This window comes from Variovorax boronicumulans NBRC 103145 (assembly GCF_001591345.1).
Taxonomy (GTDB): domain Bacteria; phylum Pseudomonadota; class Gammaproteobacteria; order Burkholderiales; family Burkholderiaceae_C; genus Variovorax; species Variovorax boronicumulans.
On record NZ_BCUS01000001.1, the window covers coordinates 119,850 to 131,885 of the forward strand.

Annotated in this window: 11 protein-coding genes; 5 read left to right on the forward strand and 6 right to left on the reverse strand. The window is 70.2% G+C overall.

Annotated features, from left to right (window positions below):
- Positions 1–30 precede the first annotated feature (30 nt).
- From VBO01S_RS00575 to VBO01S_RS00590, 4 genes are all read left to right on the forward strand, one after another.
- On the forward strand, positions 31–972 hold the full coding sequence (locus VBO01S_RS00575) for an ABC transporter permease (RefSeq protein WP_062468895.1): 942 nt from the start codon (positions 31–33) through the stop codon (positions 970–972).
- A gap of 21 nt (positions 973–993) precedes the next feature.
- Positions 994–1,944 carry an ABC transporter permease gene (locus VBO01S_RS00580; protein ID WP_062468899.1) on the forward strand — a complete coding sequence of 317 codons (951 nt, stop codon included), beginning with the start codon at positions 994–996 and terminating at the stop codon, positions 1,942–1,944.
- Positions 1,945–1,946: 2 nt separating this feature from the next.
- A complete protein-coding gene (locus VBO01S_RS00585; protein WP_062468902.1) occupies positions 1,947–3,578 on the forward strand; it encodes a dipeptide ABC transporter ATP-binding protein in 1,632 nt (543 codons plus the stop codon).
- Between the two features lie 63 nt (positions 3,579–3,641).
- Positions 3,642–5,027 (forward strand): amidase, encoded by a 1,386-nt coding sequence (locus VBO01S_RS00590; RefSeq protein WP_062468904.1) that lies wholly within the window; start codon positions 3,642–3,644, stop codon positions 5,025–5,027.
- A gap of 19 nt (positions 5,028–5,046) precedes the next feature.
- Here VBO01S_RS00590 and VBO01S_RS00595 read toward each other — a convergent pair whose 3' ends face one another.
- From VBO01S_RS00595 to VBO01S_RS00615, 5 genes are all read right to left on the reverse strand, one after another.
- On the reverse strand, positions 5,047–5,265 hold the full coding sequence (locus VBO01S_RS00595; protein ID WP_062468907.1) for a hypothetical protein: 219 nt from the start codon (positions 5,263–5,265) through the stop codon (positions 5,047–5,049).
- Between the two features lie 131 nt (positions 5,266–5,396).
- A complete protein-coding gene (locus VBO01S_RS00600; RefSeq protein WP_062468910.1) occupies positions 5,397–6,302 on the reverse strand; it encodes a ZIP family metal transporter in 906 nt (301 codons plus the stop codon).
- A gap of 112 nt (positions 6,303–6,414) precedes the next feature.
- Positions 6,415–7,314, reverse strand: a complete 900-nt coding sequence (locus VBO01S_RS00605) for a dienelactone hydrolase family protein (protein WP_062468912.1) — start codon at positions 7,312–7,314, stop codon at positions 6,415–6,417.
- A gap of 127 nt (positions 7,315–7,441) precedes the next feature.
- Positions 7,442–8,182 (reverse strand): aspartate/glutamate racemase family protein, encoded by a 741-nt coding sequence (locus tag VBO01S_RS00610; RefSeq protein ID WP_062468915.1) that lies wholly within the window; start codon positions 8,180–8,182, stop codon positions 7,442–7,444.
- A 20-nt stretch (positions 8,183–8,202) separates the two neighbouring features.
- On the reverse strand, positions 8,203–9,093 hold the full coding sequence (locus tag VBO01S_RS00615) for a transporter substrate-binding domain-containing protein (protein ID WP_062468917.1): 891 nt from the start codon (positions 9,091–9,093) through the stop codon (positions 8,203–8,205).
- 201 nt (positions 9,094–9,294) lie between these two features.
- On the opposite strand from VBO01S_RS00615, the gene VBO01S_RS00620 reads away from it, so the two are divergent.
- Positions 9,295–10,521 (forward strand): D-amino acid dehydrogenase, encoded by a 1,227-nt coding sequence (locus VBO01S_RS00620; protein ID WP_062468919.1) that lies wholly within the window; start codon positions 9,295–9,297, stop codon positions 10,519–10,521.
- Here VBO01S_RS00620 and VBO01S_RS00625 read toward each other — a convergent pair.
- Positions 10,454–12,028, reverse strand: a complete 1,575-nt coding sequence (locus tag VBO01S_RS00625) for a PepSY domain-containing protein (RefSeq protein WP_062468922.1) — start codon at positions 12,026–12,028, stop codon at positions 10,454–10,456. The two genes, VBO01S_RS00620 and VBO01S_RS00625, sit on opposite strands and share 68 nt — an antisense overlap.
- Between the last annotated feature and the right edge of the window lie 8 nt (positions 12,029–12,036).

The window sequence follows — 12,036 nt, forward strand, 5'->3', positions numbered from 1 at the left end:
GCCCGGCCCCTCGTCAAGGACCTGATTCACATGCTCCACTTCCTGTTGCGCCGCGGACTGGCCACCGCGCCCGTGCTCCTGATCGTGGCCGTCATCGTCTTCCTGCTGCTGCGCATGACGCCCGGCGACCCCGCGGCGGCCATCGCCGGCGACGCGGCCAGCGCACAGGACATCGCGCGCATCCGCGCCCAGCTGGGCCTGGATGCATCGATCGTGACGCAGTTCGTGCACTGGCTCGGCCAGGTGCTGCGCGGCGACCTCGGCTACTCGTTTTTCTACCGGATGCGCGTGACCGACCTGATCGGCCAGCGCCTGGAGCCCACGCTCTCGGTGGCGGCGGTGACGGTGGTGCTCACGGTGCTGATCGCCGTGCCGCTGGGCGTGCTCGCGGCCTCGCGGCGCGGCGGCCGGCTCGACCGCTTCATCATGGGCGCCTCGGTGCTCGGCTTCTCGGTGCCGGTGTTTGTGGCCGGCTACGTGATGATCTGGCTGTTCTCGATGCAGCTCGGCTGGCTGCCCTCACAGGGCTACCAGCGCATCGGCGACGGCGTGGGCCCGTGGCTGCGCCACCTGGCGCTGCCCTGCGTCACGCTGGCCGTGATGTACGCGGCACTCATCGCGCGGGTCACGCGCGCGGCGGTGTCGGAGGCGCTCACCGAAGACTACGTGCGCACCGCGCGCGCCAAGGGCATCGCCGAGTGGCGCATGCTGCTGCGCCACGCGCTGGCCAACGCGGCCGTGCCGATCGCCACCGTCATCGGCCTGAGCGTGGCGGGCCTGATCGGCGGCGTGGTGGTCACCGAGACCATCTACGCGATCCCCGGCCTGGGCCAGCTCACGGTGGACGCCGTGCTCTCGCGCGACTACCCGCTGATCCAGGCGATCACCCTCTTCTTCTCGCTCGTGTACGTGGTGGTCAACCTGCTGGTGGACCTGAGCTACCTGCTGCTCGATCCGCGCATCCGGTACTGACCTTCCTTCGAAAGCCCCGCCATGACTTCGATCTCCCTGCGCGACGACGCGCCTGCCTCTGCCGCGGTTCCTCCCGCCGCACCCCGGGCCCCGGCCCGCTCGCTGCTGCGCCGCCTGCTCGCCAACGGCGGCGTGCGCATCGGCGGCGTCCTGCTGGCCACGATGCTGCTGCTGGCAGTGGCCGCGCCCTGGCTCGGCACCATCGACCCGAACGCGATGGACCCCGCGAACTCGCACCTGCCGCCCGGCGCGCGCGCCGAGTTCACCACGCTGGCGGGCGACAGCTTCGATCGCTTCTTTCCGCTGGGCACCGACAGCATGGGGCGCGACCTGTGGAGCCGCACGGCCTACGGGGCGCGCATCTCGCTGTCGGTGGGCGTGGCGGTGGCGCTGGGCTCGGTCGCGTTCGGCCTCGTGGTGGGCATGGTGGCGGGCTACTTCCGGCGCCTAGACGGCGTGATCATGCGGGTGATGGACGGGATGATGGCCATCCCCGGCATCCTGTTCGCGATCGTGCTGGTGGCCGTGTGGCGGCCCAGCCTGCTCACGGTGATCCTGGCCATCGTGGTGCCCGAGACGCCGCGCGTGGCGCGGCTGGTGCGCTCGGTGGTGCTGTCGGTGCGCGAAGAGCCGTACGTGGAAGCGGCCGTCGCGCTCGACACGCCGACCTGGAAGCTGATGTTGCGCCACATCCTGCCCAACACGGTGGCGCCGCTGATCGTGCAGGGCACCTTCATCTGCGCGGCGGCGATGCTGGTGGAGGCCGTGATGTCCTTCCTGGGCATCGGCCTGCCGTCCGAGGTGCCGACCTGGGGGAACATCATGTCCGAAGGCCGCACGCACTTCACCTCGCACCCCTCGACCGTGCTGCTGCCCGGCCTCTTCCTGGCGCTCACGGTGCTGGCCGTGAACATGCTCGGCGACGGCCTGCGCGAGGCGCTCGATCCCAAGTTCAAGGCACGCGGAGGCTGAGCATGACATCCCCCACTTCCACAACATCTGCCGCGCCCTGCCTCGTGGTGCGCGACCTTGCCATCGACCTGCCCGCCGGCGCTGACCGCGCGCACGCGGTGCACGGCATCTCGTTCGACGTGATGCCCGGCCAGGTCGTGTGCCTGCTGGGCGAATCGGGCTCCGGCAAGTCGGTCATCGCGCAGGCCGCGATGGGCCTGCTGCCCGCGTCGCTGCGGCCCTCGGCCGGGCGCATCGAGGTGCAGGGCGAGGACGTGCTCGCGGCCAGCCCGGCGCGGCTGCGCGCCCTGCGCGGCGCGCGCATGGCGATGGTGTTCCAGGAGCCGATGACCGCGCTCAACCCGGTGATGCGCTGCGGCGCGCAGGTCGACGAGGTCCTGGCCGAGCACACGACGCTGGGCGCCGCCGCGCGCCGCGCGCGCGTGCTGGCCATCTTCGAGCGCGTGCGGCTGCCCGAGCCGCAGCGCATCTACGACGCCTACCCGCACCAGCTCTCGGGCGGGCAGCGCCAGCGCATCGTGATCGCCATCGCGCTGATCCTGCGCCCGGCCCTGCTGATCTGCGATGAGCCCACCACCGCGCTCGACGTGACCACGCAGGCCGAGATCCTCGCGCTCATCCGCGAGATGCAGCAGGAGAACGGCACGGCCGTGCTGTTCATCACGCACGATTTCGGCGTGGTGGCGGACATCGCCGACCAGGTGGTGGTGCTGCAGCTGGGCCGGCAGGTCGAGAGCGGCCCGAAGGACGAAGTGCTGCGCCGCCCGAAGGAGGCCTACACGCGCATGCTGCTCGACGCGGTGCCGCGGCTGGCGCCCGTGCTGCGCGCGCCCATCGACGCCCGGGCGCCGCTGCTCGATGCGCGCGGCGTGGGCAAGGTCTACCGCACGGGCAGTTGGCCCGGCAAGCGCCGCACGGTGCATGCGGCGGCCGACGTGTCGCTGAAGCTGCATGCAGGCGAGACGGTCGGCATCGTGGGCGAATCGGGCTCGGGCAAGTCGACCGTGGCGCGCTGCATCGCGCGGCTGATCGAGCCGACCGACGGCGACATCCGCGTGCCGGGCATCGAGGGCTCGCGTGGCGCGCAGCGCTCGGCGTTCCGGCGCATGGTGCAGGTCGTGTTCCAGGACCCGAACCGCTCGCTCAACCCGCGCCGCACGGTGGGCCAGTCGATCGTCGAGGGGCCGGTGAATTTCGGCGTGCCGCATGCCAAGGCCTGGCAGCGCGCCGAAGAGCTGATGGCGCTGGTGCGGCTGCAGCCCGAGGTGCTGCACCGCTACCCGAGCGAGTTCTCGGGCGGCCAGCGCCAGCGGCTGTGCATTGCACGCGCGCTGGCCTGCGAGCCGCGCGTGCTGATCGCCGACGAAGCCGTGTCGGCGCTCGACGTGTCGGTGCAGGACCAGATATTGAAGCTGCTCGCGGAGATCCAGCAGCGGCTGTCGATCGGCATCCTGTTCATCACCCACGACCTGCGCGTGGCCAGCCAGATCTGCGACCGCCTGATCGTGATGCACAAGGGCCGCATCGTCGAGCAAGGCAGCGCACACGACGTGCTGCTGTCGCCGCGCGAGGCCTACACGCGCACGCTGCTGGCCGCGGCGCCGGGCCAGGGCTATGCGTTCGGAGGCGGCTGAGCGCCGTCCTCTTCCTCTCTTTCAACCCACCTTCATCCCACCACCCACAGAAGAAACGAAGACATGACCACACCCCTGTACGAACTCAGTGCCCTCCAGTTGCTCGAACGCTACCGTGACCGCGCCTTGTCGCCGGTCGAAGTGACGCAGGCCGTTCTTGCGCGCATCGAGCGCTGGGAGCCGCACATCCACGCCACCTACGGGCTGGACGCCGAAGCCGCGCTCGCATCGGCGCGCGCCTCCGAGGCGCGCTGGGCCCAGGGCAAGCCGCAGGGCGATCTCGACGGCGTGCCGGTCACGCTGAAGGAGAACATCGCCACGCGCGGCACGCCCACGCCGATCGGCAGCGCCGCCACCGTGCTGGCGCCCGCCGCGGCCGACGCCCCCGCCGCCGCGCACCTGCGCGAAGCCGGCGCGGTGATCGTGACCAAGACGACGATGCCCGACTTCGGCTTTCTCGGCGCCGCGCCGTCGAGCTTCCACGCGCTCACGCGCAACCCATGGGACCTGGGCCGCAACACCGGCGGCTCGAGCTCGGGCGCCGGCGCCGCGGCTGCCGCGGGCTACGGCCCGCTGCACCTGGGCACCGACATCGGCGGCTCGGTGCGCATCCCAGCCAGCTTCTGCGGCGTGTTCGGCCTCAAGCCCAGCCACGGCCGCATCCCGGTCGACCCGCCCGCCGCGGCGCGCGTGATCGGACCCATGACGCGCACCGTGGCCGACGCCGCGCTCTTGATGCAGGTGGTGACGCGCCCCGACGCGCGCGACTACATGAGCCTGCCGCCGAACGACTTCGCATGGCAGCGCCTCGAGCGCAACGTGAAGGGCCTGCGCATCGGCCTGTGGACCGAGACCATGGGCGGCTGGCCCATCGATGCGGAAGTCAAAGAGGCGGTGCTGGCCGCGGCGCGCCTGTTCGAGCAGGCCGGCGCCATCGTCGAGCCGCTGGCCGACTGGACCACGCTGGACATGCGCATGGGCATGGCCCACTTCTTCACGATGCGCTGCCGCGTCGACCTGGCCGCGATGGCGCCGGAGCGCGCGAAGCTCGCGGCCGGCTACATCCACCAGGCGGCGGAGTTCGCGGCCTCGCTCACGCCCGAAGACACCTTCCGCGCCTTCACGCGCATGCAGGCCTTGCGCGCGGCCACCGTGGCGGCCACGCAGCCCTTCGACTACGTGCTGTCGCCGGTGTCGCCGGTGCTGCCCTTCGCGGCGGAGGCCATCAACAGCGGCTCGGAAAACCTGCTGAAGGACTCGCACTTCACGTCGGTGTTCAACCAGTCGGAACAACCGGCCGCCTCGATCAACTGCGGCCATGCAAAAAATGGCCTGCCGATCGGCCTGCAGATCGCGGGGCGTCGCTTCGACGACCTGGGCGTGCTGCAGATGGCGCGCTTCTACGAATCGGTGCGTCCGGCACAGGCGCGCTGGCCCGAGCCGGCCTGACCGGGCTGGGTCAGGCGAATCAGTCCGGCGCGTTCATCACGCGGTCGAACTCTTCGTCGGCCGGCACGTTGTCGGCATCGAGCTCGCTGGCATCGGTGAGGTCGATGCCCGTTTCGTCCGACAGGTCGTCGGACGCATCGGCTTCGAGTTCGTCGAAGTCGTCGGCAGGCGTGCTGTCGTCATCGTCGTCTTCGGACGACGAGGCGGAGCGCGCGGTGGCATCGGCTTGGGGCGTCATGATCGAATTCCTCGGCAGATGAGTAAACGGCCCTCTATGGTGCGCCTGTTTTGCCCCTTGCGGTGGATCGACGGGCTGACGTCGGTGTCGGAAAGTTTCCCGTCCCCCGAGGCCACCCACACGCGTCGTCGTCAGTCTTTGTGGACGTGGCCGTGCTCGCCGTGTCCTTCATCGTGGCCGTGTTCGTGGCCATGCTCGCCGTGCGCCAAGCGGCTCACGAGCGTGACCAGCAGGATGCCGGCCGCGAGCCACGCGATCTGCGCCGCGGTCTGGCGCGCGGGCAGGCGCTTTTGCAGCTGCGGAATCAGGTCGGCCAGCGCCACGTAGACGAAGCTGCTGCCCGCCAGCACCAGGAAGTACGGCAGCCAGCCATGCAGCTGGTCGACCAGCCACCAGCCCGCGATGCCGCCGAGCATGGTCATGGTGCCCGCGAGCGACACCTTCACCAGCGCCGCGCGCGAATTGGCCGAGCTCTGGCGCAGCACCACGAGGTCGCCGATGTGGTGCGGCACCTCGTGCGCGAGCACGGCCAGCGCGGCCACGAGGCCCAGGCGGATGTCGGCCACGAAGGCCGAGGCGATCAGGATGCCGTCGCCGAAGCAGTGCACGCTGTCGCCGGTGAGCACGGCCCAGCCGCCGCCGCCCGTGGGGGGCGCGTGGTGGTGATGGGCGTGCGAATGGCCGTGGTGATCGTGGTCGTGGTGATCGTGGGCGCCCTCTTTCGCCGGTGCGGCATCGCCATGGTGATGCTCATGCCCGTGGTGCCACAGCTCGGCCTTGTCGAGCAGAAAGAAGAACACCAGCCCGAACAGCAGCACCGCGAACAGCAGCGCGGGCTCGATGCGGCTTTCGAAGGCCTCGGGCAGCAGGTGCATGAAGGCGGTGGCCAGCAGCGCGCCGGCCGCCAGGCTCAGCAGGTGCTGCGGGTTCACGCCGCCGCCGCCGCTGCGCACGCCCACGCGCAGCAGCAGGGCCGCGAGCCAGACGCTTCCGATGCCGGCGACCAGGGTCGCCACGAGGATTACTATCAAATTCATAGCTGCTTGCGCAAGAGGGACGGCCGTTATGACCTTGTTCCGTTCATAAAAAGAGAAAGGCCGTCACTTCGGACGGCCTTCGGCGGCGGGTGGCTACGGGCGCCGTCTTCGGTCAGGCGACACCATTGGCTTTGAACCAGGCCGTGGCACGCTGCCAGCCGTCTTCCGCGGCGCTCTTGAGGTAGCTGGGGCGGTAGTCGGCGTGGAACGCGTGGCCTGCTTCGGGGTACACGACGAAGCTCGATGCCTTGGCCGCCGGAGTCCCACCGGCCAGAGCAGCTTTCATCTTATCAACCGTGTCAAGGGGGATGCCCTGGTCTTTTCCGCCGTACAGGCCGAGCACCGGCGCCTGCAGGCTGGCGGCGATGTCGACGGGGTGCTTGGGCTGCAATTCACTGGCCTGACCCACCAGCCGGCCGTACCACGCCACGCCGGCCTTGACCTTGCCGGTGGCCGCATACAGCCACACGATGCGCCCGCCCCAGCAGAAGCCGGTGATGCCGGCCTTGCTCGTGTCGCCGCCGTTGGCCTTGGCCCAGGCCAGGGCGCCGTCGAGGTCGGCCATGACCTGCGCGTCGGGCACCTTGGTGACGATGTCGGCCTGCAGCTTGGGAATGTCGGTGTAGCCGCGCGGATCGCCCTGGCGCGCGTACAGCTCGGGCGCGATGGCCAGGTAGCCCAGCTCGGCGAAGCGGCGGCAGGTGTCGGCGATGTACTCGTGCACGCCGAAGATTTCCTGGATCACCAGCACCACGGGCAGCCCGGTCTTGCCAGCCGGCGCCGCGGCATAGGCAGGCACCCCGAAGCCGTTGACGGTGTACTTGATGGGGCCGGCCTTCAGGCCGTCGGCCGGGGTGGTGATGGCCGTCTGCGCGGCCACCGGCAGCACGGCGGCGGCGTAGCCGACACCGAGGGCGGCCTTGAGCGCGGTGCGGCGCGTGGCCCCCTGCTCGGTGCTGTCGCCGGGGCGCAGCGAATCGAATTCGGAACGGTTGTCGTCGAAGGAGGTCATGCAAGGGCTCCGGTTGAATCGTCTGACAAGGGGGTGTGGCGTAGAAAAACGCACGCCGCAATGTAGGCGAAATCGGGCCGGGCCGTATGACCGGACCGTAAAGCAGCCGGGCCGCTTCGGGCTGCGGCTACGCGCCGTAGGCCCGCCGTGCCAGCGCCTCGGCCAGCACCTGCGCCGGGTCGACGAGGCGCAGCCCCGCCACCGCGGCCGAGCCCTGCAGGCCCAGCGGCACCTCGGTGCAGCCCATGATGATCGTGACCGGGCCGTGCCGTTCGGCCAGCCGCAGCGCGACCTCGGAGAAGCAGCGTTCGGCCAGCGGCAGGTTGCCGGCCTTCACGCCGTCGAAGATGCCGCGCATGATGGTCTGGCGCTCGTCGGCCAACGGCACATGGCAGCCCAGGCCGGCCTCGGCCAGCGCCTGCTCGTACAACCGCACGCGGTAGGTGCCTTCGGTGGCCATCAGCGCCACCTCGGTCGCGCCTTGCGCGGCCAGTTGCTGCGCGGTCTCGCGCGCCATGTGCAGCAGCTCGACCTGCGGAAAGCGCTCCTGCAGGTTGGCGTGCCACGCATGCGCGGTGTTGCAGGCGATGGCCACGGCGCGGCTGCCCAGCGCGGCCAGCCGGCCCAGCGCCTGCAGCATCGGTTCGAGCGGCTGGTGCGCGCCCTGCGCGTCGGAGGCCAGCGCGCCGGTGCGGTCGGGCACCGGCACCTGCGCCAGCCAGTGCTCGGGAAAGGACTGGTCGCGCACCGGCTCGCCACGCGCACGCATCTGCTGCGCGCAGGCCTGCACGAAGAGCCGGACGAAGTCGGCGCCCGCCGCGGGGCCCATGCCCCCGAGGATGCCGACGACCTGTGTGGCTGCGACCATGTCTTTTCTCTTGCCTTCGATCAGGTGGCCGGCTTGTCGCTGAAGGCCTTCAGGTTTTCTTTGAGCTGGTCGCTCATCGGCAGGTTCAGCGGCACGTTCTTCGGCGGGATCGGCTGCATGAACCACTTGGTGTAGAGCTTCTCGAACTCGCCGCTCTTCATCATGGCGGTGAAGGTGTCGTCCACCAGCTTCTTGAAGGCCGGGTCGTCCTTGGGCAGCATGCAGGCGTAGGGCTCGACCTGCAGCGACTCGCCCACCACTTCGTAGTCGGCCGGGTTCTTCGAGTTGGCGATGAGGCCGAACAGCAGGATGTCGTCCATGGCGAAGGCCACGGCGCGGTCGCTCTCGACCAGCAGGAACGCGTCGGCGTGGTCCTTGCCGAGCACGATGTTCATGTCGAGGTTCTTCTCGGTGTTGTACTTGCGCATGACCAGCGCGTTGGTGGTGCCGGTGGTGCTGGCCACGGTCTTCTTCGCCAGGTCGGCGTAGTCCTTGATCTTCGAAGACTTCTTCGTCAAGAGGCGCGTGCCCGTGTAGAAGTGGTTCACCGCAAAGGCCACGTCCTTGCCGCGCGCGGTGTTGTTGGTGGTGGAGCCGCACTCCAGGTCGATGGTGCCGTTGGTGATCAGCGGGATGCGGTTCTGCGAGGTGACCGCCATCAGCGAGACCTGCAGGTTGGGCTTGTTCAACTTCTTCTTCACCGCCTCGACCACGGCGTTGGAGAGTTCCACCGAGAACCCGATCGGCTTGTTGGGGCCGTCCAGGTAGCTGAAGGGCACCGACGACTCGCGGTAGGCGAGCGAGATCTTGCCGGACTCGGCGATCTTGGCGAGCGTGTCGGCAGCCTGCGCGGCCGGTGCAGTGAAGAGGACCGCGGCAGCCAGGGACGCCATCAAAACGGAGAGTTTCATTCGAGCCTTCATCGGTTGGATTGAACAGACAGCCAGTGTAAGAAGGAGTGACACATCGGGACAATTCCAATTAACCCCGGGGTCATGCCCAAAGGTTATGGGCTGGGTTCTTTTGGCATTTCCGGGCCAAGCGAGGGGCCTCTACAGTCGCACGCTGTCTCTTCTGTTCCCTTTCTTCTTCACTTCCGGAAAGTTGCCTCCATGCATGTGTGCGTGCTCGGCGCCGGCATCGTGGGCCTGGCGACCGCCTGGCAACTCGAGCGCCAGGGCCACCAGGTCACGGTGATCGACCGCGCGGCGCCCGGCGCGGGCGCCAGCGGCGGCAACGGCGCGCAGCTGAGCTACTCATACGTGCAGCCGCTGGCCGATCCGTCGATCTGGACGCAGCTGCCCAAGCTGCTGTTCTCCCCCACCTCGCCGCTGAAGCTGCGCCCGCAGCTCGATCCGCTGCAGTGGCGCTGGGGCCTGGCCTTCCTGGCCGCGTGCAACGCCGCGACCTCGCGCGACACCACCGCGCAGTTGCTCGCGCTGGCGGCCGCGAGCCGCACCGGCTTCGAGGCCATGCAGGCCGACATTGCGCCCGACTGCGATTTCTCCGCCACCGGCAAGCTGGTGCTCTATGCCAGCGCCGCCTCGCTGGCCGGTGCGCGCGCGCAGGTCGAACTGCAGCGCACGCTGGGCAGCGAGCAGCGCATCGTGACGCCCGACGAGTGCGTGGCCATCGAGCCCGCGCTCGCGGACTACCGCGGCCAGATGGCGGGTGCGGTCCACACGCCGAGCGAGTGCGCGGCCGACTGCCTCAAGGTGTGCGCCGAGCTGATGCGTGCACTGAGCGCGCGCGGCGTGCGCTTCATGCTCGGTGCCGACGTGCACGGCTTTGCGCGCAGCGAGGGCCGTGTCGCCGCCGTGCAGACCAGTGAAGGCGACATCGAAGCCAATGCCTTCGTGATGGCGCTGGGCTCGGCCTCGCACAAGCTCGGTCGCGCGCTCGGCGCCTACCTGCCGGTGTACCCGCTCAAGGGCTACAGCATCACGGTCGACGTCGACCCCGCGCCCGGCGCGGCGCCGCGCGTGAACGTGACCGACAGCGCGCGCAAGGTCGTCTTCGCGCGCATCGGCTCGCGCCTGCGCGTGGCCGGCATGGCCGAGCTCGTGGGGCACGACGCGAGCATTCCGGCCACGCGCATCGAGACGCTGGCCGACGCCACGCGCGCCGTGTTCCCACGCGCCAGCCGCCTGGCCGAACTGCACCCCTGGACCGGCATGCGCCCGGCCACGCCGAAGGGCCTGCCGATCATCGGGCGGCTGCCGCACGCGCCGTCGAACATGCTGTTCAACACCGGCCACGGCGCGCTGGGTTTCACGCTGGCCTTCGGCTCGGCGCAGCGGATCGCGCAGGCGCTGGACGCGGCCCCGTCGCGCTTCTGAGCTTGCGGCCCAGGCGCCGCCAGCCGATCACCACGCCGGTCAGGCTCAGCAGCGCGCCGCCCGCGCTGAGCGCGACCAGCAGCACGTCCCACAGCGGGCGGTGTTCGAGCAGCGGCAGCCAGTCCCAGCTGTGCAACATCGCGAACAGCCAGCGACTCAGGCGCCGCGTGCTGTCGCTGCGGCCGAGCACGGCGCCGGCCTGCGGATCGACGTGGACCCAGGTGGCGTGCGCGTCGGCGAACACCACGCGCCAGACGGGCAGCGGCTTCTCGCTGCCGCCGGTCATGGTGTGCGCGTCGCGCGTGTAGTAGTGGCTGTCGTAGGCGGTGAGCACGTCGATGCGCGCGACCGGGTCGGGCAGCAGTTGCGCGACGGCGCTGCGCAGCGCCTCGGGGTCGATCTGTTGCGGCTGCGCGCTGGCCGCGTCGCGCACCAGCGGCCGGCCGCCGGCGGTGCTGGCCAGCACCAGCGTCTGCCCCGCCGCGCGCACCCAGCGCAGTTCGCGGATGTCGCCGCGCGTGGAAGCCAGCAGTGCAGCGGGCGCCGCATCGCCAGCGTCCACCACGAGCGGCCCGCCCTGCATCGCCGCCATGCGCAATGCCGGCGCGCCGCTGTCGAACACGCGCCAAGGGTTCATCGACATCAGCCCGCTGAAGATCCACGTCAGCGTGACGAGCGCGAACAGCAGCCCGCTGATGTGATGCCAACGCATCATGAAGCCCTGGTATGGCGAGTGCGAGCCACTCTTGTAGGTGCGCCGGAAGCGCCATCGCATCACGCCCACCACGGTGCCGGTGAGCGTGACGGCGATGCCGACGATCGACAACCAGTTGACGATGTCGGCCCAGTAGCGGTCCAGGCGCGTGCCGCGCAGCGGGTAGAGCCAGTGGATCCATGCGCCGGCGTAGTTCCACAGCCGCTCGGCGCGCGGTGCATCGCGCACCACCTCGCCGGTGCGGCCCGAGATGTACAGCCGCGTGGCCTGCGCATCGGCCAGGTCGACCACATGCAGCGGGCGGTGCGCGTCGAGCCCGCGCGAATGGGTGAAGGCGTCTTCGTCAATGGTGCCCCGGTACCTGAGCACCACGGCCTCGCCCCCATAGGCCTGTGCGCTCACGAGTGCGCGGGCGCGGTCGACCTGGCGCAGCACGGCGCCGGTCTGCGCATCGACGACGAGCACGCCGCGCCCGGGCGGCGATCGGCGCGCGCCGGGTTCGGCCGCTTGCGCCGGCACCGCGAGGTACACCGCCTGCCCGCCGCTGGCGACCGCGAGCCGCAGGTCCTGCAACGGCCCCGCGATACCGGCCGCATCGAGCGCCTGTCGCGGTCCCAGCAAGGGCGTCGACGCATCAAGCGGCGGCAGGTGCTGCAAACGCTCGGCCTCGGTGAGCTTGGGGTAGCCCACATACATCATCACCACGCCCGAGACGAACCACATCGCGAAGAAGGCGCAGACGACCACGCCGAGCCAGCGGTGGACCAGGAACAACCAGCGTTTGGCATGCATGGCGGCGC